Origin of the sequence: Bifidobacterium ramosum (assembly GCF_009299505.1) — a bacterium.
Lineage (GTDB): Bacteria > Actinomycetota > Actinomycetes > Actinomycetales > Bifidobacteriaceae > Bifidobacterium > Bifidobacterium ramosum.
On sequence record NZ_WBSM01000002.1, the window covers coordinates 299,066 to 321,744 of the forward strand.

Annotated in this window: 15 protein-coding genes; 13 read left to right on the top strand and 2 right to left on the bottom strand. The window is 65.1% G+C overall.

Features of this window, described 5'->3' with window-relative positions:
• Positions 1-8 precede the first annotated feature (8 nt).
• The 7 genes from tilS (at position 9) to DSM100688_RS04070 (ending at position 7,586) form a co-directional block, all read left to right on the top strand.
• Positions 9-1,106, top strand: coding sequence for a tRNA lysidine(34) synthetase TilS (tilS, locus tag DSM100688_RS04040; protein WP_152357872.1), 1,098 nt, complete (start codon positions 9-11; stop codon positions 1,104-1,106).
• A complete protein-coding gene (hpt, locus tag DSM100688_RS04045) occupies positions 1,081-1,644 on the top strand; it encodes a hypoxanthine phosphoribosyltransferase (RefSeq protein ID WP_152357873.1) in 564 nt (187 codons plus the stop codon). Before tilS ends, hpt begins: the two co-directional genes overlap by 26 nt.
• On the top strand, positions 1,641-3,704 hold the full coding sequence (ftsH, locus tag DSM100688_RS04050) for an ATP-dependent zinc metalloprotease FtsH (RefSeq protein WP_152357874.1): 2,064 nt from the start codon (positions 1,641-1,643) through the stop codon (positions 3,702-3,704). Before hpt ends, ftsH begins: the two co-directional genes overlap by 4 nt.
• 94 nt (positions 3,705-3,798) lie before the next feature.
• On the top strand, positions 3,799-4,368 hold the full coding sequence (folE, locus tag DSM100688_RS04055) for a GTP cyclohydrolase I FolE (protein ID WP_152357875.1): 570 nt from the start codon (positions 3,799-3,801) through the stop codon (positions 4,366-4,368).
• 52 nt (positions 4,369-4,420) lie between these two features.
• Complete coding sequence (folP, locus tag DSM100688_RS04060; RefSeq protein ID WP_152357876.1) at positions 4,421-5,305, top strand: dihydropteroate synthase; 885 nt, start codon at positions 4,421-4,423, stop codon at positions 5,303-5,305.
• A 68-nt stretch (positions 5,306-5,373) separates the two neighbouring features.
• On the top strand, positions 5,374-7,050 hold the full coding sequence (gene folK, locus DSM100688_RS04065; RefSeq protein ID WP_152357917.1) for a 2-amino-4-hydroxy-6-hydroxymethyldihydropteridine diphosphokinase: 1,677 nt from the start codon (positions 5,374-5,376) through the stop codon (positions 7,048-7,050).
• Positions 7,047-7,586 (top strand): DUF3180 domain-containing protein, encoded by a 540-nt coding sequence (locus tag DSM100688_RS04070; RefSeq protein WP_152357877.1) that lies wholly within the window; start codon positions 7,047-7,049, stop codon positions 7,584-7,586. Before folK ends, DSM100688_RS04070 begins: the two co-directional genes overlap by 4 nt.
• 212 nt (positions 7,587-7,798) lie before the next feature.
• Here the strand turns inward: DSM100688_RS04070 and DSM100688_RS04075 are convergent, their stop codons facing one another.
• Positions 7,799-8,743 carry an acyl-CoA thioesterase gene (locus DSM100688_RS04075; RefSeq protein ID WP_152357878.1) on the bottom strand — a complete coding sequence of 315 codons (945 nt, stop codon included), beginning with the start codon at positions 8,741-8,743 and terminating at the stop codon, positions 7,799-7,801.
• A 544-nt stretch (positions 8,744-9,287) separates the two neighbouring features.
• On the opposite strand from DSM100688_RS04075, the gene DSM100688_RS04080 reads away from it, so the two are divergent.
• The 4 genes from DSM100688_RS04080 to DSM100688_RS04095 all read left to right on the top strand — a co-directional run bounded on the left by DSM100688_RS04080 (position 9,288) and on the right by DSM100688_RS04095 (position 14,965).
• Entirely contained in the window at positions 9,288-11,519 is a 2,232-nt protein-coding gene (locus DSM100688_RS04080; protein WP_152357879.1) for an LTA synthase family protein, read from the top strand.
• A 199-nt stretch (positions 11,520-11,718) separates the two neighbouring features.
• On the top strand, positions 11,719-12,603 hold the full coding sequence (locus DSM100688_RS04085; protein WP_152357880.1) for an aldo/keto reductase: 885 nt from the start codon (positions 11,719-11,721) through the stop codon (positions 12,601-12,603).
• Entirely contained in the window at positions 12,596-13,399 is an 804-nt protein-coding gene (locus DSM100688_RS04090) for an HNH endonuclease family protein (protein WP_152357881.1), read from the top strand. The genes DSM100688_RS04085 and DSM100688_RS04090 overlap by 8 nt, the downstream gene beginning before the upstream one ends.
• A gap of 249 nt (positions 13,400-13,648) precedes the next feature.
• Positions 13,649-14,965 (top strand): Nramp family divalent metal transporter, encoded by a 1,317-nt coding sequence (locus tag DSM100688_RS04095; RefSeq protein ID WP_152357918.1) that lies wholly within the window; start codon positions 13,649-13,651, stop codon positions 14,963-14,965.
• A gap of 251 nt (positions 14,966-15,216) precedes the next feature.
• On the opposite strand, the gene DSM100688_RS04100 is transcribed toward DSM100688_RS04095, so the two are convergent.
• The gene (locus tag DSM100688_RS04100) at positions 15,217-16,935 is read right to left on the bottom strand and encodes an MDR family MFS transporter (RefSeq protein ID WP_152357882.1); all 1,719 of its coding nucleotides are present in this window, start codon (positions 16,933-16,935) and stop codon (positions 15,217-15,219) included.
• Positions 16,936-17,297: 362 nt separating this feature from the next.
• Here DSM100688_RS04100 and DSM100688_RS04105 point away from each other — a divergent pair, with 362 nt between their 5' ends.
• Together DSM100688_RS04105 and rpoB are read left to right on the top strand one after the other, a co-directional pair.
• On the top strand, positions 17,298-18,857 hold the full coding sequence (locus DSM100688_RS04105) for a sugar transferase (protein ID WP_240811836.1): 1,560 nt from the start codon (positions 17,298-17,300) through the stop codon (positions 18,855-18,857).
• 267 nt (positions 18,858-19,124) lie between these two features.
• Complete coding sequence (gene rpoB, locus DSM100688_RS04110; RefSeq protein WP_152357919.1) at positions 19,125-22,673, top strand: DNA-directed RNA polymerase subunit beta; 3,549 nt, start codon at positions 19,125-19,127, stop codon at positions 22,671-22,673.
• Positions 22,674-22,679 lie beyond the last annotated feature (6 nt).

Here is a 22,679-nt window from a genome sequence, read left to right on the forward strand (position 1 = left end):
GGAATGTCATGGTGTATTCGAAACGACTGAAGGCCGGCGTCGGCGCGGTGCGGTCGGCGCTGCTCGGCATCGGGCTCGACCGGCAGGACGACCGGTTCGCCGAGCACGGCGACCATGAGACGGCGGCGGACGCGCCGCTCGTGCTCGTCGCCTGTTCGGGCGGTCGCGATTCGATGGCGCTGGCCGCATTGGCCGGCACGGTGTGCCCGACGCTCGGCGTGCGCTGCGGTGCGGTGATCGTCGATCACGGTATGCAGGACGGCTCGGCCGACGTGGCCCGCGCCGCCGCCGCGCGATGCCGCGCGCTCGACTTGGATCCGGTGACCGTGCGACGGGTCGCCGTCGCCGACGACGGCAGGGGAGCGGAGGCCGCCGCGCGCGACGCCCGGTACGCGGCGCTGTGCGACGCGGCGCGTGGGACGGGCGCGACGGCCGTGCTGCTCGCGCACACCCGCGACGACCAGGCCGAAACCGTGCTGCTCGGACTGCTGCGATCCGCCGGCGTCGATGCGCTCGCCGGCATGCCGGCGACATTCCTGCGCGACGGCGTGCGCTTCGCCCGGCCGCTGCTGGACCTGACCCGCGACGACACCACCGGCGTCTGTGAGGACCTCGGGCTGGTCTGGTGGGACGATCCGACCAACGGCGACGGCGATCATGCCGCGGCAGTGTCGTCGCTGCCGCTGCGGTCGCGGATTCGCCACGAGCTGATTCCGTTCATGGCGCAATTCACCGGCGGCGACATCACGACCCATCTGGCCGACGGCGCGCGGCTCATGCAACGCGACAAGGACTACCTCGACCGGCAGGCCGACACGGCGGCGGCCTCGGCAAGACTCGACCCGAACGGCGACATGCTGCGGCTGTCGGCCACCGCATTGGCCGGGCACCACGCCGCCATCCGTCTGCGTGTCATCGCCCACGCGCTTGCCGGCGCGGACATCGCGGCCACGGCCAAACAGGTCGAGGCGATCGACCGCCTCGCCGTCGACTGGCATGGTCAGGGACCTGTGAGTCTTCCCAGAGGATATTCAGCTTTTCGCCAGAAACACGTCATTCGTGTGTGCCAAGATGGTGGGCATGCGAATCGCCGACGTTCAGAATGATATCGACCACGAGCTGGTCAGCAAAGAACAGATAGACAGCAAGATCCACGAGATCGCGGCCCAGGTGAGCGAGGAGTACCGCGGCAAGGACCTGCTGCTCGTCGCCGTGCTCAAGGGCGCGGTGAACACGCTCGCCGCGTTCTCGCAGGCATTGAGCATCCCCGTCCAGCTCGACTTCATGAGCCTGTCCAGCTACGGTTCGGGCACCGAGTCGAGCGGTACCGTGACGATCCGGCAGGATCTGTCCACCGATGTTCGCGGCCGGCACATTCTGATCGTCGAGGATATCATCGACTCCGGGCGCACGCTCGCATGGCTCGTCGACGAACTCAAGCGGCGCGGCGCGGCGTCCGTCGAGATCTTCGCGCTGCTCGAGAAGCCGGCGCGGCGCGAGGTCGACGTCGACGTGAAATACCGCGGCTATGAGATTCCCGACGAATTCGTCGTCGGATTCGGTCTCGACTACGACGAGCGCTACCGCAACCTCGATTCGATCGCGGTGCTCAAGCCCGAAGTCTACCAAGGAGTGAACGCATGAGTTATCCCCAGGGGCCTCAACAGGGACCGGGCAACAATAATCCGTTCGGCAACCCGTTCAACCGCAACGGCAACAACGGCAATGGCAACAACGGCGGCAAGAAGCCGTTCTGGCAGTCGCCGTGGCTGTGGGGCGTGCTGCTCGTCGTGCTCGCCGTCGTCTCGTTCCAGATCTTCGCCGGCACCGGCTCCCAGACCATCGACACGAAGGACGGCATCTCGCTGCTGCAGTCCGGCGAGATCAAGTACGCCGAGATCGTCGACAACACGCAGCAGGTCAAGCTGCAGCTGAACAGCGACTTCACCAAGCGCGACCCCGACACCGGCCGCACGCGCAACTACGGCAAGAACGTCCAGTTCTACTACGCGTACGCGCAGAGCGCGCAGGTCGTCCAGCTCATCAACAAGGCGAACCCGACGAACGGCTGGACCACCAGCATGCAGCAGAGCGGCATCATCAGCTATCTGCTCAACATGCTGTTCCCGATCGTGCTGCTCGTGGCCCTGTGGTGGCTGCTCATGCGTAACATGGGCGGCGCCGGCGGCATGCTCGGCATGGGCGGCAAGAAGAACAACGGCAAGCTGCTCGACGGCCAGACCCCGACCACCAAGTTCGCCGACGTGGCCGGTGAGGACTCGGCCGTGCAGGAGGTCGAGGAGATCAAGGACTTCCTCAAGGACCCGTCCAAGTACAAGGCGCTCGGCGCGCGCATCCCGCGCGGCGTGCTGCTGTACGGCCCTCCGGGCACCGGCAAGACGCTGCTCGCGCGCGCCATCGCCGGCGAGGCGGGCGTGCCGTTCTACTCGATGGCCGGCTCCGACTTCGTCGAGATGTTCGTCGGCCTCGGTGCCTCCCGCGTGCGTGACCTGTTCGACGAGGCGAAGAAGAACGCTCCCGCGATCATCTTCATCGACGAGATCGACGCCGTCGGTCGCAAGCGTGGCTCCGGCATGTCCGGCGGCCACGACGAGCGCGAACAGACGCTGAACCAGCTGCTCGTCGAGATGGACGGCTTCGACAACGACACCAACCTCATCATCATCGCCGCGACCAACCGTCCCGACGTGCTCGACCCCGCGCTGCTGCGCCCGGGCCGTTTCGACCGTCAGGTCGCCGTCGAGGCCCCGGACCTCGAAGGCCGCGAGGCGATCCTCAAGGTGCACGCCAAGGGCAAGCCGTTCGTGCCGGACGTCGATCTGCACATGGTCGCCGTGCGCACGCCGGGCTTCACCGGCGCCGATCTGGCCAACGTGCTCAACGAGGCTGCGCTGCTGTGCGCCCGCGCCGGCGCTCAGCTCATCGACAACCGCGCCATCGACGAGGCCATCGACCGCGTGCAGGCCGGTCCGAAGCGCCGCACCAAGGGCATGGCGCTCGACGAGCTGCGCAACACCGCGTACCACGAAGGCGGCCACGCGCTCGTCGCCGCCGCGCTGCACAACACCGACCCGGTCACCAAGGTCACGATCCTGCCGCGAGGCCGCGCGCTCGGCTACACGGCCGTCATGCCGACCTCCGACCGTTACTCGCAGACCCGCAACCAGCTGCTCGACCAGATGGCGTACGCGATGGGCGGCCGCACCGCCGAAGAGATCGTATTCCACGACCCGACCACCGGCGCGTCCAACGACATCGAGAAGGCCACGGCCATCGCCCGCACGATGGTGCTCGAATACGGCTTCTCGAAGCGTCTCGGCGCGATCAAGTGGGGCAGCGAGGACACCAACGGCGCGGACTACGACGCGCTCGCCCCGCACAAGTACTCCGATCAGACCGCCGAGATCATCGACGACGAGGTGCTCAAGCTGGTGGAGACCGCGCACAACGAGGCGTGGACCATCATCAACGAGAACCGCGACGTGCTCGACGAACTCGTGCGCCAGCTGCTTGTCAAGGAAACGCTGAACGAGAAGGAGCTGGCCGCGATCTTCGCGAACATCCGCAAGGCGCCGGAACGTCCGGTGTGGCTGTCGAACGATCGTCGGCCGGACTCCGACCAGCCTCCGGTCGAAATCCCCGAGTCGCTCAAGCGTTCGGTCGGCATGCAGCCCGGCGAGTGAGCGGACCGCCCGGCGGATCGACGGAACATGAATGATGGAAGTTGCGGCGTGCTGCATCGACGGCACGCCGCAACTTGTATGTAGAGGAGAAGACATGACGACGTATGACGAAGAGGGCGTGAAGCAGGCCGTGCGGCTGTTCCTGCGGTCGATCGGCGAGGATCCCGACCGCGAGGGGCTGCTCGAGACGCCCGACCGCATCGCGCGGGCCTGCCGTGAGATCTTCGCGGGGTTGGGCAAAAGCCCACAGGAGGTGCTCGCCAAGCGCTTCCCGGTCCAGACCGACGAGATGGTGCTCGTGCGCGACATCGAACTGTTTTCGGTGTGCGAACATCACCTGCTGCCGTTCCACGGCGTCGCGCACGTGGGCTACATCCCATCCAACGGCCAGGTCGTGGGGCTGAGCAAGCTGGCTCGGCTCGTGGAACTGTACGCGCGCCGGCCGCAGGTGCAGGAGCGCATCACCCAGCAGGTGGCCGACGCGCTCATGGACTATGCGGACGCGAAGGGCGTGATCGTCGTGACCGAATGCGAGCACATGTGCATGGCGATGCGCGGCGTGAACAAGCCGGCTTCGCGCACCGTGACCTCGGCCGTGCGTGGCGTGATGCGCAACCCCGCCACGCGCGCCGAGGCCATGAGCCTGATCATGGCCCAGCACTGATGTATCAAGGCATATGTATCGAGGCATGTCGATTCGGAAGGGGATATGACCTATGACTGATCTGAGAGTCTTGCATGATACCGACCGCACGCTCGTGATGGGCGTGCTCAACATCACCGAGGACTCGTTCTCGGACGGCGGGCTGTGGCTCGACCCGGCCAAGGCACGCGAGCACGGCCTCGCGATGCTCGACGCCGGCGCCGACATCATCGACATCGGTGCAGAATCCACGCGGCCCGGAGCCAAACGCGTGTCCGAAGCCGACGAGCTGAACCGCGTCACCGGCGCGGTCAAGGCGCTGCTCGGCGGCGAACTCGGCCATCACGACGCGATCCTGTCGATCGACACGACCCGCGCGCTCGTCGCCGCGGCCGCGCTCGAGGACGGCGCGCAGATCATCAACGACGTCTCCGGCGGTACGCTCGACAAGGAGCTGCCGCACGTCGTCGCCGACCACGACTGCCTGTACATCGTGCAGCACTGGCGTGGCTGGCTCGCCGGCGCCAAAGGCGCGACGCCCGACGCCGACACCTCGCACTACGAGCACGGCGTGTTGAAGGACGTCAAGGACGAGCTCATGCGTCAGGTCGATGCGGTGCTCGAGGCCGGCGTCAAGCCCGAGCGCATCGTCATCGATCCTGGTCTGGGCTTCTCCAAGCCCGGCATCGAGCATAACTTGCCGCTGCTGGCCGGTATTCAGGCGTTCGAGGACACCGGCTATCCGGTGCTGATCGGCGCGTCGCGCAAGCGGTTCGTGTCGGCGGTATTGGCCGAGGCCGGATTCGCCGAGCCGACCATGGACGACCGCGACAACGCGACCGCCGCGATCTCGGCCCTGAGCGCCGAACACGGGGTATGGGCCGTGCGCGTGCACGACGTGGCCCGCAGCCGCGCCGCCGTCGCCGTCGGCCTCGAGTGGCGCGCGGCACTGGCGTAAAACGGCGGAGGCCGGTGGCTTCCCCATACGGAGAGACCGGGAACATGGCAATGACAAGGAGCCTGATGATGGACACGATACGACTCACCGGTGTGCGAGCCGAGGGCACGCACGGCGTACTCGACTTCGAACACGAACAGCCCCAGCCATTCGTCGTGGACGTGACGCTGCACGTCGACCTGACGCGCGCCGGCCACACCGACGATCTCGACGACACCGTCAACTACGGGCTGGTCGCCGAACGCATCGCCGCCATCATCCAAGGCCCCCACGTCGATCTCATCGAACGGCTCGCCGCGCGCATCGCCGACGCGATCCTCACCGAACATCCACTCGTCGTCGCCGTCGACGTCACCGTGCACAAGCCGCAGGCGCCGATCACCGTACCGTTCGCCGACGTGGCCGTTACGATCAACCGCAGCCGCGACGACGCCGACCACGGCATGGTCGCCGGCCGTAACGATGCCGAGGAAGCCTCCATCGCGGACATCGCCGGCGCCACGGACGCCGACGACACCCGGCCGATCGCGAAACCCGCCGCCACCGCAGCCGTCCCCTCCGACACATCGGCATCCGTTCATCACGCCGTCGTCGCGCTCGGCGGCAACATCGGCGACGTGGCCGCCACGCTGCGCGCCGCCGTCGCCGCACTCGACGGCCTCGCCGGCACGCAGGTCACCGGCGTCTCCCCGCTGTACCGCACCGCCGCATGGGGCATGGCCGACGACACCCCGGATTTCCTCAACGCCGTCGTCGAACTCGACACCACGCTGCCGGCCGCCGACCTGCTCGCCGGACTGCAGACCATCGAAACCGCGCACGGCCGCACCCGCGAATCCCACTGGTCATCGCGCACGCTCGACCTCGACATCATCGACTACGACGGCATCGTCAGCAACGATCCGGAGCTCACGCTGCCGCATCCGCGCGCATGGCAGCGGGCGTTCGTGCTCGCGCCGTGGCATGCGCTCGACCCGAAGGCCATGCTCGGCGGACGGCATGGCGGCGCGGTCGCCGATCTGCTCGCCATCGCGGCCGACCGCAACGACGTGCGTCGCGTGGCCGATGATTGGATGACCGGTGCGGCCGGACGACGTGCGGCCAGCGCGATCGACACGGCTGGTGCGGTTACCGTGACTGACGGTGCTGAGACATCGCGCGACGGTGCGATGGATACGTCGGCGACGTCGGCATCAGCGGCTGCGAGCGAATCCGCGTCGCGTGGCCGTCACGCATCGTCGACGTCGGAGCACACGGCCACGGCGGCCCCCGCGTTCCGCACTGCGATCATCTCCATGGACAGCACGTCGACCGACGCCGAACAGCGGTTCCGCGCCGCGATCGTCGCCCTCGACGGCATCCCGGGCAATCAGGTCGACGGCATCTCGCCGCTCTACCACGTGAGCAATCTCGACGGGCCGGACGCGATGGCCGCGGTCGTGCAGCTGACCACGAAGCACGACGCGCGGTCGCTCATCGCCATGCTTGGCAGCATCGAAACGTCGGTGGGCGGCGCGCTCGACCTTGATCTGGTCGATATGGCCGGCGTGACCGTGGACGAGCCCGACTGCCGTGTACCATGGCCGAGCGCGCGCAGCCATGCGGCCGTGCTCGCCCCGTGGATGGACATGGATCCGGATGCCCGGCTTGGCGGCGAACCGGTGTCGTTCCTGCTCGCGATGGCGCCCGACGTCGGGCGTGTGGGGCAGCTGTCGGACAACTGGATCATCGGAGGGACGCTATGAAGGCGCGCAGAACACCGTGGTGGTACTACCTCGTGGCGTTGGTGCTCGGAACGGTCGGCGGCATGCTGCTCGCCAAATACGACGAGGTCACCGGACTGGCGCTGCTCGGCGTGCCGTGGTTCGTGTCCGCGCTGCTGCTGCTTATCGGCGTGAGCGTGCTCGTGATGGCCGTGCAGGTGCACCAGTACGCCACCACGGATCCGCGCAAGCGTGCCGGCATGAAACCGCTCGACCCGCAGAAGGCCGTGTCCACGCTGGTGCTCGCCAAGGCGTTGGGACTGGTCGGCGCGGGCTTGACCGGCTGGTACGGCGGGCAGATCCTGCTGAGTATGGCGCATATGGAGGCCGCGTATTACGAGCAGGCGGTCATCGAATGCGGGATCGCGTGCGCGGTGTGCGTGGTCGACATGGTCATCGGCATCGTGGGGGAGTGGCTGTGCCAGCTGCCGCCGATGGATGGACCGGAAAGCGCGAAGGCGAAGGAGGCGCAACGGCAGCGCAACATCGCGCCCGCCGCCGCCAAAACCCGGCACTAGCTCTTTCCTCTAACGGACATACAGCCGATTTCGGTGGGTGAATCGGCTGTATGTCCGTTGAAGAAAAGGGCGATTGCGGGGAAGAGCCGGTGAGTGTAGCATTCCCGTATTCTTAACGGACATCCAGCCGATTTTGGTACGGGAATCGGCTGGATGTACGTTAAGAAGGAAAGGAGCTCGCGTATGAAGAGGAGTTCGGCTGAAAGCCGGACTCAGTCGACGGGGTCGCGCTGATCGGCTTCGTCGACCGGCGGCTTGGGCTGCGGGACGCGGATCATCGCCTCCTGCGCGATCGCGGCGACCAGCTCGCCGTCCTGCGAGTACACCTTCGCCACGCCCAGACCGCGGCCATGCGCGGCGGTCGGTGTGTCCTGCACATACAGATGCCACTGGTTGATGTCCACGTCGCGATACCACCACATCGAATGATCCAGCGACGCGTACGAGATTCCCGGCGTCGCGATACTCAGACCCGCGCGGCGCAGCACCGGCTCCATCATCACCTGATCGCAGCCGAGCGCGAGCATCGCCCGGTGCATCACCTGCGGCACGTCCACCGTGCCGTCCGCCTTCATCCACACCATCTGCGCGCCGGAATCATGCTTCGCGCTCTCGCGATCCGCGCCGAGCATGATCGTCGGCGTGACGTGACGGATGTCGAACGGCGACTTCTTCGCATAGAACTTCGCGAACGGCGACATGTCGGCGTACGGGGTCATGAGTTCCTTCGCACTGGTGAGCGACTCGGGGTCGGGCACGTCGTCGGGCATCGGATCGGCGAACTCGACGCCGGTCTGGCCGCTCTGCTGGAAGCTCGCGATCGCGGTGAGGATCGGCCCCTGCGACTGCGTGACGTTCACGCGGCGCGCCGAGAACGAGCGCCCGTCGCGCAGCGTCTCCACGTCGAACAGCAGATCCTGCCGGATGTCGCCCGCCGAGATGAAGTACCCGTGGATCGAGTTCGGCAGCCGCGCCGGGTCGACGGTTTTCGACGCGGCGACCAGCGACTGGGCGATCACCTGGCCGCCGTAGACGCGTCCGGTCGGGAAGTACAGGCTTTCACCGTTGATGTATGCGTGGCCGCGGTATGCGGAAGGTTCCCCCAACCGCAGCACCTTCACCAGATGGTCCAATGGTGTAAGCGTGTCCGACGTCATCGTTGCAGCTCCTCAATGTATGTCGTTCGGTTATGTACGGTGATGCGATGCAGTCTATCCGGTGCAGGTAAAGGCGACAAGCCGTTTTGTAACGAGCGTAAGTCGCGCGTAAGTCCCACGTGAACGTCCGGTGACGTTATCCTCCAACAGACATACAGCCGATTTCGATAGGCAAATCGGCTGTATGTCCGTTGGAGGAGAAGGGTTGTTTTGGGGGAGGGGATGAGACGAGAGGACGGAAGATGACGGTTGTCGGGCGTTGGTCCTTCTCCCGCCTCTCTTCTCCAACGGACATACAGCCGATACGTTCGCATAGCCGGCTGGATGTCCGTTGAGGGGAAGGGCGTGGAATGGTACGGAAGGGAAGACGGAAGGGCGCAATCGTGAAAATCTTGGGCCGTATCGTGCGGCCGTCGCGTGGTTGTCAGGAACGGTGTGGACAATAAGGAAGATATGCCCGGACGGCGTCGCCGCACGGATGGCTCACGTCAGCATCCGTCGACGGTACGGCCGACAGTGACCAACCATCGTGAAGTGCAGGTTTATGACGAACGACAACACCCAGCCATCGGCGAACGACGAGATCGAGGAGCTCGAGATCGCACGCAAGGACGTCCGCTCGCGCGGTCCGTTCCGCTTCGGCCGCGCCCGGACGACGATCGACGCGACAGCCGACGCAACGACGGACGCGACCGATTCCATTGACGATACCGACGCCGACGCTGCCGACGACGAGGAGACGGCCGCCGATCGCGACGAACGCCGCTGGTTCAAGTTCCGCAGCAAACCGTTCCCCGGCTGGCTGTACGCCGTGTTCTTCATCCTCTTCGACCTCGCCGCCGTGGCCGTCCTGCAGTGGGGCGTGTCGCAGAAAAGCACGCGCGTGAAGCTCTCCAGCCCCACCGTCGGCTGGGGATTCGTCACCAAGATGTGGACGGAGTTCAACTTCGTGCTCGTGCTCAACCTCATCCTGTGGGGCGCGATCTACCTGATCCTGCTCATGCTCGTCAACCGGTTCTGGATCGCCACGCCGATCTTCCTCGCGGCCGCGATCATCGTCGCCGTCATCGAACACTTCAAGGTGCAGATCCGCTACGAGGCCGTGCTGCCCAGCGACCTCAACTTCCTCAAGGCCGACAAAGGCAACCTGCTGAGCTTCATGCCGCCGGGGGCGCACTGGACCATCATCGCCGCCAGCGCGATCTTCGTCGGCATCGTGGTCATCTGCTATCTGCTGTACCGCATGGACGGCCGCAACGGACGGCTCATCCGCTTCGACAACCGCGGTCTGGGATTCACGGTGCGGCTGCTGCTCATCCTGCTGCCTGGCCTGTTCTTCACGCTGTACGCGATGCAGGTGAGCACCGTCGGCTCGTGGGCGAAGTCGTTCGCCACGGTGATGGGCGACAAACCGAGCATGTGGGACTCCGTCTACGATGCGCAGCGCAACGGCCCGCTCGTCTCGTTCACCCGCCAGCTCAACCCGCGCATCATGGAGAAGCCCGCGAACTACAGCGAGGAGACCCTGCAGGCGCTCGCCAAGAAGTACGCGGCCGAAGCCGACACGATCAACGAGAACCGGTCCGCGAACATGACCGACTCGACCGTGATCTACGTGCTCAGCGAATCGTTCTCCGACCCGTCGCGCGTACCCGGCCTCAAGGTCAACAAGGACTCCATCCCGAACATCCGCGCGATCAAAAGCGGCACCACGTCCGGCCTCATGCTGTCGTCCGGCTACGGCGGCGGCACCGCGAACCTCGAATACATGGGCCTGACCGGCATGAGCATGGCCAACTTCGACTCGTCCCTGACCAGCCCGTACCAGCAGCTCGTGCCGAGCGAGCACTGGACGCCCACCATCAACCAGATGTGGGGCGCGGCGAAGTTCTCCGAGGCGTTCCATCCGTACGAGTCGTCCATGTACTCGCGCGCGACGAACTACGAGAAGTTCGGATTCTCGCACTTCTACACGCTCACGGGCAAGGCCGACGGCAGCGACATCATCAAATACCAGGACAAGATCGACGAGTCGCCATACGTGTCCGACGCGGCGACGTACAAGAGCGCGCTCGAGGAGATCGCGAAGACCGACTCCAACCAGTTCATCCAGATCATCACCATGCAGAACCACATGCCGTACAACGAATGGTATGCGAACAACGACTTCACGGCCGAATCCACGGATCCGTCGCAGCCGTTGGAGAAGGACGAGACCGATTCGATCGAAACGTACCAGAAGGGCGCCAGCCTGACCGACGAGGCGACCGCGCAGTTCCTGGAGGAGCTGGACAAACTCGACAAGCCGATCACGGTCGTGTTCTACGGCGACCACCTGCCCGGCATCTACGAGACGGCCAGCGCCGACACGGACAACTCGCTCGCGCTGCATCTGACCGACTACTTCATCTGGTCGAACGAGGCGAGTGGATCGCAGGGCGTGCAGATCGACAACTCGGCGTACTCGTCGCCGAACTTCTTCGTGGCGCAGGCGGCCGAGCACATGGACGCGAAGGTGTCGCCGTACCTCGCGTTCCTGACCGAGATGCACGAGAAGATCTCCGCGATGGAGCCGCCGGTGGTCAATTCGATCCAGGGATGGGACCGGATTCCGGAAGGACAGAACATCTACCTCGACGCGGACGGCAAGCCGATGGCCGAGTCCGATTTCGACGAGGAGACCAAGCAGCTGCTGGAGGACTACCGGCTGATCCAGTACGACATCACGGCGGGGAAGAACTACCTGAAGAACAGCGGGTTCATGGATCTGCCGTAGCGTGCGGGCGTGTTCCGCGGGCACACGGCGGGGTGTTCCTGCCTTTTCTTAACGGACATACAGCCGATTCCATCGTTGAAAACGACTGTATGTCCGTCAAGAGGGGAGGATATGTCCGCCATGCCGGCGACGGGGGATACGAGGTCGCCGCACACCGTGTATCCTGAAACTCGGAGAACCCAAGTTTCTGGAGGCTGTCATGATAGAAACCAGTGATCTCGCCGCCGCGGCCGCCGCCGCGACCGTGCCGCACATCAAGCTCAACGACGGCAACGCCATCCCGCAGATCGGACTCGGCGTGCTGCGCATCGACGACGAAGGCGTCGTCCCGGTCGTCGAATCGGCGCTGGCCGCCGGATACCGTCATATCGACGGCGCGGCCGGCTACAACAACGAGGCCGGCGTGGGCCGCGCGCTCGCCGCGACCGGCTTCAACACCGGCGACCAGCGCAAGTCCTTGTGGCTCACCACCAAACTGCGCGACTCCGAACAGGGCTACGACTCCGCGCTCAAGGCGTTCGACAATTCGCTCAAGCTGCTGCAGGTCGACTACGTCGACATGTACATGATCCACTGGCCCACCCCGTTCAACTGGCGCAGCGGCGACACGTGGAAGGCGTTCGCCAAACTGCGCGAGGACGGCCGTGTCAGGACCCTCGGCGTGTGCAACTTCCTGCCCGAACACCTCGAACGGCTGCACGAGGAGACCGGCGAATGGCCGGCCGTCGACCAGATCGAACTGCACCCCACCTGGCAGCAGCGTGACGTCGTCGCTTTCTGCCAGGAGCACGGCATCGCCGTCGAAGCCTACTCGCCGATGGCCCGCGGCGCCGACCTCAACGCCGGCGACGGCACCATCGCGCGCATCGCCGCCGCGCATAACGTCACCCCCGCACAGGTGATCCTGCGCTGGCACATCGAAAACGGCACGATCATCATCCCCAAATCCGTGCACGCGGAACGCCAGAAGCAGAACCTCGACGTGTTCGGCTTCGCGCTCAGCCTCGAGGAGCACAAGGCCATCGACGCGCTCGATGGCCCGCAGCGTGCCGGCCACGATCCGATGACCTTCACCTATGCCTGACCGGTTCGACCGCCGCCGAAACCGCGGTGGCCGGCGGACGTCGTCACGCGGCGGCTACCGCGGCCGACGGGCTACGCACTTCCGCCGTCGCCGTTTCGACACCACCGGACCCGTCGAACGCATCCTCATCCTGCTGGTCATCGCCGCGGCGATCGGCATCACCGTCGGCATTGGCCTGCCCAAGGTCAGCCCGACCGTCGGGCAGATCACCGGCGAATACGCCGCCAGCGGCCCGGCGGCCGATGCACTCGCCACACTCGCCGTCGACGACCAGCCCGACAAATCCGGCTACGACCGCGACCTGTTCGGCTATCGTCAGACCGACGACGACGGCAACGGATGCGACGTACGCGACGACGTGCTCGCCCGCGACCTGACCGACGTGACCTACGTGTCCGCCGTCAGTTGCAAGGTCAAATCGGGTACGCTCGACGACCCGTACACCGGCCGGACCATCCACTTCATGCGCGGACGCACCACCAGCAGCGCCGTGCAGATCGACCACGTCGTCGCGCTCGAAAACGCGTGGCAGTCCGGCGCGCGCGACTGGGACACCGCGAAACGCTACCGGTTCGGCAACGACCTCGACAACCTGCTCGCCGTCGACGGACCGGCCAACCAGGAGAAGGGTTCGGCGTCCGCCGCCTATTGGCTGCCCACGAACGGCGACTACCGCTGCGCGTACGTGGCGCGGCAAATCGGCATCAAGACCAAGTACCGGCTCACCGTCACCACCGCCGAACGGCGCGCCATGCAGTCGGTGCTGCGCGCCTGCCCGAACCAGCAGTTGCCGTAGGCGGACGTGGTGGCGTCGTGCGGTCCGTGCGGTCCGTGCGATGAACGACTTCCGCGTGGCGGAAAACGCTCACTGAGCGTCCCCTCAGCGAGCGAAAACCGCCACTACTGATATCGCGTGGCGGAAAACGCTCGATCAGAGTTCTCTGAGCGAGCGAAAACCGCCATGAGCATGCGCTTGTAACATGCCGGCGCTATAACGGTGCGCGGTATGGAAGAGAATAACGTTAACGACAAATATCAGACCACCATGTCGACGGCCGACCAACCGGCCGCCGAACTCGACATCGAACGCACCCGCGCCGCACAGGCGCAGGCGCTCCAAAACCCGCACAACGGCCACCAACGCGAGCATCACGGCCACGCGCTCGCCGGCATCCTCGGCCCGGCGTTCGTCGCCGCCGTCGCCTACGTCGACCCGGGCAACGTCGCCGCGAACATCACCTCCGGCGCACGCTACGGCTACCTGCTCGTGTGGGTGCTCGTGCTCGCGAACGCGATGAGCGTGCTCATCCAGTACCAGTCCGCGAAACTCGGCATCGTCACCGGCAAATCATTGCCGGAACTGCTCGGCGAGCGCATGCACGACGCCGGCCGGTTCATGTTCTTCATGCAAGCTGAGGTCATCGCCATCGCGACCGATCTGGCCGAGGTGATTGGTGGCGCGATCGCGCTCAACCTGCTGTTCGGACTGCCGCTGTTCGTCGGCGGACTGGTGATCGGTGCGGTGTCCACCGTGTTGCTGTGGTTCCAGGGCGGGCGCACGCACCGGCTGTTCGAGAAGATCGTGATCGCGCTGCTGCTCGTCATCACGTTCGGCTTCATCTTCGGTTTGTTCATCGCGCCGCCGAATCCCGTGGACGTACTCGGCGGGCTCGTGCCGCGCTTCACCACCACGGACTCGGTGCTTATGGCGTCGTCGATGCTGGGCGCGACCGTGATGCCGCACGCGATCTACCTGCATTCGACGCTCGTCAACGACCACTACGCGCCGGGTGAGAAGAAGCCGACCGTGCGCCAGCTCCTGCACGGCTCGAAGATCGACGTGGCGTGGGCGCTGCTGCTGGCCGGATCGGTGAACGTGTCGCTGCTCATCATCGCCGCGAACTCGCTGCATGGCATGGCCGGCACCGATTCGATCGAAGGCGCGCAGCACGCCATCGTCTCGGTGCTGGGGCCGGTGGTCGGCACGATCTTCTCGATCGGCCTGCTTGCGTCGTCGTTGAGCTCCACGTCGGTCGGCACGTACGCCGGCTCGGAGATCATGCACGGACTGCTGCGTATCAAGGCGCCGATGTGGGCGTGCCGCGTGGTGACGCTGGTGCCGGCGCTGGTGGTGCTGTGGTTCGCGCCGAACCCCACGCAGGCGCTGGTGGTCGGGCAGGTGATCCTGTCGATTGGCATCCCGTTCGCGATTATTCCGCTGATGCGGTACACGCACGATCGGAAGCTGATGGGAGAGTATGTCGACGGCACGGCCAAGCACATGGTGTTCATGCTGGTGACGGCGCTGATCGTGGCGTTGAACGTGCTGCTGATCGTGCTGACGGTGCTCGGCAAGGCGTGATGTGGGGTCGGCACTGATGTTGGTGGGGTCGCCGGGGCTTTCTGCAAACTGAGAGGCGGTTTGCGCGACGTTGCAGAGGTCTTTCTCGAAACTGAGAGGCAGTGTCCTTCGCTCAATTCGATGTCGATGCACCACTTATCGCGTATTAATCGGACATCGGATCTTTGAATAGGCGGAGATCTGCCTCTCAGTTTGCAAAAAGACCCCTGAACGGCGGTGAAAACTGCCTCTGAGTTTGCAGAAAAGTTTCGTCAATGAACGATGCGCGTGGAGGAACGTGCCGCGTGCGCCTCACGGAAATGCGCTACGGCCTTCTGCGCGGCCTCATGTGAGGAACCCGCGCCGGCGCCCTTGACGCCGAAGATCACGATGAGCATCTGGACGAACACGAGGAACGCGCTCACGCGCAGCGTCCACTGCGTGCCGAAGATGCTGGCGTCGATTTTGTTTCCGCCGTGCAGCTGCATAAGCGTTTCCATGAGGATGACGAGCACTGGGGCGCCGATCGCGCCGGCGATCTGACGCACCGTGTTGGTGACGGCCGAGCCGGCGGACACCTCGCTGTGGTCGAGACAGTTGAGCGACCATGTGGTGATCGGCATGATGATGAAGCCCATGCCGATCTGCCGCACGAACTGCCAGATCGACACCCACCAGATCCATGTATCGCGGTCGATCAGGCTCATCATGATGGTGCCGAACAGCAGGATGCCGGTGCCGGTGATCGCCACAGGTCGCGCGCCGAGCCGGTCAAGCAGCTTGCCGCCGAAGAACTGCGAGATGCACATGCCGAACGCGCCGGGCATCATCACCAGACCGCTGATCGTGGCGGAGTAGCCGCGGTCGTTCTGGATGTACAGCGGCATGATGACCATGATCGAGCTGAACGCGAAAAAGCTCAGCGCCGCGCAGATCGTGCCGACGGTGAAGCTGCGGTTGCGCAGCACGCCGAGGTCGAGCAGCGGGGGGTTGACGGGCTTGCGGTCGGTTCGCGCGGGATCGGCGGCTATGGCCGTTGCGTCCGTGTTGGCTGTGTTGGCCGTGTTGGCTGCCTTGGCCGCGTTGAACGCCCGCGCGCCGTGCGCCTGCCGCATCACGAACCACACGATGCCGACCAGTCCGATCAACACCGCGCCCCACACCATCGGATGCGTGAACGGATACGCCTCGATGTTCGTGAACCCGAACATCAGTCCGCCGAATCCGATCACCGACAGGCCGACGGAGAAGAAGTCGGCACGCGCGTCCGGATCATGCTCGCCGAAGTTGCGCAGGCCGAACACCGCAAGCAGCAGCGAGACCACGCCGATCGCCGTCAGGGTCAGGAAGATCGATCGCCAGCCGTTCGCATCGGTCTGCCATCCGCCGATGGTCGGACCGATCGCCGGCGCCACGCTCATGGCCATGCCGACCGTGCCCATCGCCATGCCACGCCGTGACAGCGGGTAGATCGAGAACACGGTGATCTGCAGCACCGGCCACATCACGCCGGTACCGATGGCCTCGAGCAGGCGGCCGAGCAGCACCACGAGGAACGACGAGCCGACCCAGGCGAGCAGCGAGCCGACGGTGAACACGAGCATCGACGTGATGACGATCTGGCGTGTGGAGAACCGGCGGGTCAGGAATGCGGTGAGCGGCACCATCACACCCATGACGAGCTGGAAGATCGAGGTGAGCCACTGGCCGGTGGTCACGGAGATGCCGAACTCCGACACGATGGTCGGCAGCGCGGCGCTGAGCTGCAGCTGCGTGAAGTTGCCGACGAATGTGATGAAGGTGAGGATCGCGATCGACATGAACGCGGTGCGGGTGAGATGTCCGTCGACGTAGGACTCCTCACGGGTCAGTGACCGGCCGAGTGCTCCGGTGCGCGTCTGCCTCGTCCCACCGTATGCCGGTTCCGCGCGTTTCGCCGTCGTCTCGTTCCCGTGTTCCGCCATCGGTTCCGTTTCCCCACGTTCAGCCATGCACCACTTCTTCCCCGCACACGTTGCCGGCGTCGAACCACCCGCCGGTGTGCCCGGTCGTGTTCGACGTCTGGAAAATAACCTCAATAGCCTACGCCCATGGGTGGTCATTGGCCGCGTTGGTCACGGCGCGCCGTGACGTCTCGTCGTCTTGCGACGGGCAGCGTCTTGCCCCCCGTGTTTCCCTCGTTCGATGGGGAAATGACGGAACCGTTACGTTGCGATGGCATGATGTTGACGCAAACGTTGGCATACGCACCATGCGAAACGCGGAGTCGATAGGGGGTACCCGTTTCGTTATAGTGGGGGACAGCAACGTCCGGCGAGCGGTACGGCCGGGAACGAGAAGAGGAGGAACACGCGTGGCAGGGGTCGATTCGTATGCCGGCAACGGCGGTGTCGATGCTGCGCGTCAGCTGGACGACCTGCGTCAGGCCCAGCTGTCGCGTGTGCTGTATTGGCGTTTTTTCGTGAATCTTGCGTTGACGTTCTGCGATATCGCTATGTTCATCGTCGCCGGCGTCACGGTACTGAACCTGCGTCAGGAGACCGGCCCCTTCTACTCGTACCGATTCCATTTTTCGATGGACGTGTCGTGGTATCTGCTGGTCGCCGGCTGCATCTGGGTGTGGTGCCTGTACCGCGTCGGCATCTACCATCGTCATGTGATGGGCGACGGCTACCAGCTCAACGCCAAGCTGTGCAGCGGCGCCGTGCGCTGCTGGATCGGCATGTGCGCGTTCGACTATGCGTTGAATTTGAGCGTCACCCTGACTGGTCTGACGCTGATCGTGATCGCCGGCGCGCTGCTGACGATGGTGGAACGCGTGATATCCCGCGCCTATATCACCCGGACTCGTCGGCAGGGCGCCTATTCGTATAAGACGGTGGTGGTCGGTTCGGTGGACGGCATCGCCCGCACGATGCAGTTCCTGATGCAGCGCCGGCAGCTCAACTACCGTGCGGTGGCCGTGTGCCCGATCCGCGTCAATGCCGAGACCGGACAGATCGAGGCGGATGACGATGTCATGACGCTGCGCCGGCTGGTGCTCGACCGGTACGACGGCATCGTGCCGATCGCATACCGTGAGCACGGCTTGGCCGAGGAATTCGTACGCAACCAGATCCAGACCGTGATGGTGTCGGACGTGCTGGGCCGGTTCTCCGACAATTTCAACATCTTCTCCGTGCGCATGGAATCGCTCGGATTGGAGATCGCCTTGATCTCGTCCGCGGCGGATGCGGCCGGCCATGAAACGCAGGTCCGTTCGATCCAAGGGACGACGATCGTCACGTTGCGGCTGCCGCAGTATTCGCCGCTGAACAAACTGGTCAAGCGCGCGTTCGACTTGATTGTTTCGTCGTTGGCGATTCTGCTGTCGCTGTTCGTGACGGTGCCGGTGGCGATCGCCATCAAACTGACGGACGGCGGCCCGGTGTTCTATACGCAGGAACGCATTGGTCTGCGCGGCAAGCCGTTCCGCATGATCAAGTTCCGTTCGATGGTGGTGAACGCGGATGCGCTCAAGGCCAAGCTGGCCGCGCAGACGGGTCAGCAGGACCGGTTCATCTTCAAGATGAAGGACGATCCGCGCATCACCAAGGTCGGCCATTTCATCCGTCGGTTCTCGATCGACGAACTGCCGCAGTTCCTGAACGTGTTCGTCGGCGACATGTCGGTGGTGGGGCCGCGCCCGCCACTGCCGGAGGAATACGCGCGTTACAACAAGGTGTATGCCACCCGTATGCTGGTCAAGCCGGGCATCACCGGTCCGTGGCAGGTGTCGGGCCGCAGCGACCTGTCCGCAGAGGAGAGCGAGCAGCTGGATGTCGCCTATGTGCAGAACTGGTCGATCGGCGGTGACGTCATTATCATGTTCCGCACGGTGAGCGCCGTGCTCGGACACAAGGGCGCGTACTGATACCGTCTCGATGTGTTGTTGTTGCCGGGCGGTGCGTTCGAATCGTCGTGTTCCGGTGGCGTTCCGATCGACACGCATGTTGCGACACGCTTGGGGTTGTGCTATACTCAAGAATTTGCGTATACGCGTGTCATATTGCGGGCATGCTGACAATGACGAAGCGCCCGCGAATCTAGGCATATGGCGGCCACAGCGGCGCTTGTCGGGAACCATTGAGTATCGAACGAACAAGCGAGCGATAAGGAACGTCCATTGGCTACTGAGGCTATGACGAACACCACCACCATGATCGCACGCGCCGACCAGCACGACATTGATCTGCACAAGGCGTCGGACCGTGTGAACTTCGGCTCCATCCGCGAGCCCATCGATGTACCCTACCTGCTGGGCGTGCAGACCGACAGCTTCGACTGGCTCATCGGCTCGGAGCGTTGGAAGAGGCGCGTCGAAGAGGACGAGAAGAACGGCACCAACACCGTGCCGCACATGTCCGGCCTCGACGAGGTCTTCAACGAGATCTCCCCGATCGAGAACTTCGCCCAGACCATGTCGCTGACCTTCTCGGATCCGTACTTCGAGGAGCCGCGCCACACCGTGCAGGAGTGCAAGGAGAAGGACTACACCTACTCCGCGCCGCTGTACGTCAACGCCGAATTCGAGAACGAGGACACCGGCGAAATCAAGTCCCAGACCGTGTTCATGGGCGACTTCCCGCTGCAGACCCCGCACGGCACCTTCATCATCGGCGGCACCGAGCGCGTCATCGTCTCGCAGCTCGTGCGCTCCCCGGGCGTCTACTTCGACCGTTCCACCGATCGTGCGTCCGGCAAGGACGTCTTCGGCGCGAAGATCATCCCGTCGCGTGGCGCGTGGCTCGAGTTCGAGATCGACAAGCGCGACGTGCTCGGCGTGCGCGTCGACCGCAAGCGCAAGCAGTCCGCGATCGTCTTCCTCATGGCCATCGGCATGACCAAGCCGGAGATCCGCGAGGCGTTCGAAGGCTACCCGCTGGTCCTCGACGCGCTCGACAAGGAGACCATCGACACGCAGGACGAGGCCCTCACCGACCTCTACCGCAAGATCCGTCCGTCCGACACCGCCACGCCGGAGGCCGGCCGCAACCTGCTCGACTCCTTCTACTTCAACACCAAGCGCTACGACCTCGCCCGCGTCGGCCGCTACAAGATCGACCGTAAGCTCGGCCTCGAGCACGAGATCAACGACCGTTCGCTCAAGCGCGAGGACATCATCGCCACCATCAAGTACCTGGTGACCCTCCACGCCGGCGACGCGACGTTCCCGGGCAAGCGCAAGGGCCAGGACGTCGACCTGCGCGTCGAGACCGACGACATCGACCACTTCGGCAACCGCCGCATCCGTCAGGTCGGCGAGCTGATCCAGAACCAGCTGCGCACCGGCCTGTCCCGCATGGAGCGCGTCGTGCGCGAACGCATGACCACGCAGGACGCCGACGCGATCACCCCGCAGTCGCTGATCAACATCCGCCCGGTGAACGCCACCATCAAGGAGTTCTTCGGCACCTCGCAGCTGTCGCAGTTCATGGACCAGAACAACCCACTGGCCGGCGTGACCAACAAGCGCCGTCTGTCGGCCCTCGGCCCCGGCGGCCTGTCGCGCGACCGCGCCTCCATGGAGGTCCGCGACGTGCACCCGTCCCACTTCGGCCGTATGTGCCCGATCGAGTCCCCTGAAGGTCCGAACATCGGTCTGATCGGCTCGCTCGCGACCTTCGGCCGCGTCAACCCGTTCGGCTTCATCGAGACCCCGTACCGCCGCGTCATCGACGGTCAGGTGACCAACGAGGTCGAGTACATGACCGCCGATCAGGAAAACGACCACGTCATCGCGCAGGTCAACCAGAAGCTCGACAAGAACGGCAAGTTCGCCACCGACATGGCCCTCGCCCGAGCCGACGAGGAAGAGGCGGTCGACGTCCCGGTGAGCTCCGTCGACTACATGGACGTCTCGCCGCGCCAGATGGTGTCGATCGGCGCTTCGCTGATCCCGTTCCTCGAGCACGACGAAGGCCACCGAGCGCTGATGGGTACCAACATGCAGCGTCAGGCCGTGCCGCTGGTCGAATCCGAGCGCCCGCTCGTGGGCACCGGTTCCGAATGGCGCGTCGCGTACGATTCCGGCGACGTGATCATCGCCGACAAGCCGGGCGTGGCCACCTACGTGTCCGCCGACCTGATCCGCGTGATGAACGACGACGGCACCCAGTCCAGCTACAAGCTGGCCAAGTTCCAGCGCTCCAACCAGACCACCTGCTACAACCAGCGCCCGATCGTCAATAGCGGCGAACGCGTCGAGGCCGGCACCGTGCTGGCCGACGGCCCGGCCATCGAGAAGGGCGAGATCGCGCTCGGCAAGAACCTGCTGGTCGCGTTCATGCCGTGGAACGGCTACAACTACGAGGACGCCGTGATCATCTCGCAGCGCCTCGTGCAGGATGACACGCTCTCCTCCATCCACATCGAGGAGTACGAGATCGACGCCCGCGAGACCAAGCTGGGCGCCGAGGAGATCACCCGCGACCTGCCGAACGTCGGCGAGGACGCGGTGGCCAACCTCGACGAGCGCGGCATCATCCGCATCGGCGCCGAGGTCGAGGCTGGCGACATCCTCGTCGGCAAGGTCACGCCGAAGGGCGAGACCGAGCTGACCCCGGAGGAGCGTCTGCTGCGCGCCATCTTCGGCGAGAAGTCCCGCGAGGTGCGCGACACCTCGCTGCGCGTGCCGCACGGCGAGACCGGCACCGTGATCGCGGTCAAGGAGATCACCCGCGAGGACGCCGAGGAGGACGGCGACGAGCTGCCGAACGGCGTCAACCAGATGATCCGTGTGTACATCGCGCAGCATCGCAAGATCACCGTCGGCGACAAGATGTCCGGCCGTCACGGCAACAAGGGCTGCATCTCTCGCATCCTGCCGGAAGAGGACATGCCGTTCCTCGCGGACGGCACCCCGGTCGACATCATGCTCAACCCGCTGGGCGTGCCGTCGCGAATGAACCTCGGCCAGGTGCTCGAACTGCACCTCGGCTGGATCGCGCACTCCGGCTGGGACATCTCGCTCGACCCGGACCTCGAGGCCGAATGGAAGAAGTACGTGCCGGCCGGCGCCGAAAAGGGAGAGCCGGGCACGCCGATCGCCACCCCGGTGTTCGACGGCGTCAAGCCGGAGGTCATCAAGGGCCTCATGAAGTCGACCCTGCCGAACCGCGACGGCGACCAGATGGTCGGCGAGGACGGCAAGGCGTGGCTGTTCGACGGCCGCACCGGCGAGCGCTTCGGCAAGCCGATCTCCGTGGGCTACATGTACATGCTCAAGCTCCACCACCTGGTCGACGACAAGATCCACGCGCGCTCCACCGGCCCGTACTCGATGATCACGCAGCAGCCGCTGGGCGGCAAGGCCCAGTTCGGCGGCCAGCGCTTCGGCGAGATGGAGGTGTGGGCCCTCGAGGCCTACGGCGCCGCCTACACGCTGCACGAGATGATGACCACCAAGTCCGACGACGTGGACGGCCGCGTGCGCGTCTACGGCGCGATCGTCAAGGGCGATAACCTGCCGCCGGCGGGCATCCCCGAGTCGTTCAAGGTGCTGCTCAAGGAAATGCAGTCCCTGTCGCTGAACGTCGAGGTGCTCAACGCCGAAGGCGTGGCCATCGACATGAAGGACGAGGACGACGATCCGAGCTCCGCGAGCGACGATCTGGGCTTCAACATCGGCGCGCGTCCGGACGCGGCCGCGAAGGAAGACCAGAAGGCCGAAGAGCCGGAGTACCAGTGAGCCACA

Bases quoted from the DNA above. Each gene is read 5' to 3' on its own strand.
- tilS (WP_152357872.1), top strand. From the start codon at position 9: ATGGTGTATTCGAAACGACTGAAGGCCGGCGTCGGCGCGGTGCGGTCG.
- hpt (WP_152357873.1), top strand. From the start codon at position 1,081: ATGCGAATCGCCGACGTTCAGAATGATATCGACCACGAGCTGGTCAGC.
- ftsH (WP_152357874.1), top strand. From the start codon at position 1,641: ATGAGTTATCCCCAGGGGCCTCAACAGGGACCGGGCAACAATAATCCG.
- folE (WP_152357875.1), top strand. From the start codon at position 3,799: ATGACGACGTATGACGAAGAGGGCGTGAAGCAGGCCGTGCGGCTGTTC.
- folP (WP_152357876.1), top strand. From the start codon at position 4,421: ATGACTGATCTGAGAGTCTTGCATGATACCGACCGCACGCTCGTGATG.
- folK (WP_152357917.1), top strand. From the start codon at position 5,374: ATGGACACGATACGACTCACCGGTGTGCGAGCCGAGGGCACGCACGGC.
- DSM100688_RS04070 (WP_152357877.1), top strand. From the start codon at position 7,047: ATGAAGGCGCGCAGAACACCGTGGTGGTACTACCTCGTGGCGTTGGTG.
- DSM100688_RS04075 (WP_152357878.1), bottom strand. From the start codon at position 8,743: ATGACGTCGGACACGCTTACACCATTGGACCATCTGGTGAAGGTGCTG.
- DSM100688_RS04080 (WP_152357879.1), top strand. From the start codon at position 9,288: ATGACGAACGACAACACCCAGCCATCGGCGAACGACGAGATCGAGGAG.
- DSM100688_RS04085 (WP_152357880.1), top strand. From the start codon at position 11,719: ATGATAGAAACCAGTGATCTCGCCGCCGCGGCCGCCGCCGCGACCGTG.
- DSM100688_RS04090 (WP_152357881.1), top strand. From the start codon at position 12,596: ATGCCTGACCGGTTCGACCGCCGCCGAAACCGCGGTGGCCGGCGGACG.
- DSM100688_RS04095 (WP_152357918.1), top strand. From the start codon at position 13,649: ATGTCGACGGCCGACCAACCGGCCGCCGAACTCGACATCGAACGCACC.
- DSM100688_RS04100 (WP_152357882.1), bottom strand. From the start codon at position 16,935: ATGGCTGAACGTGGGGAAACGGAACCGATGGCGGAACACGGGAACGAG.
- rpoB (WP_152357919.1), top strand. From the start codon at position 19,125: ATGACGAACACCACCACCATGATCGCACGCGCCGACCAGCACGACATT.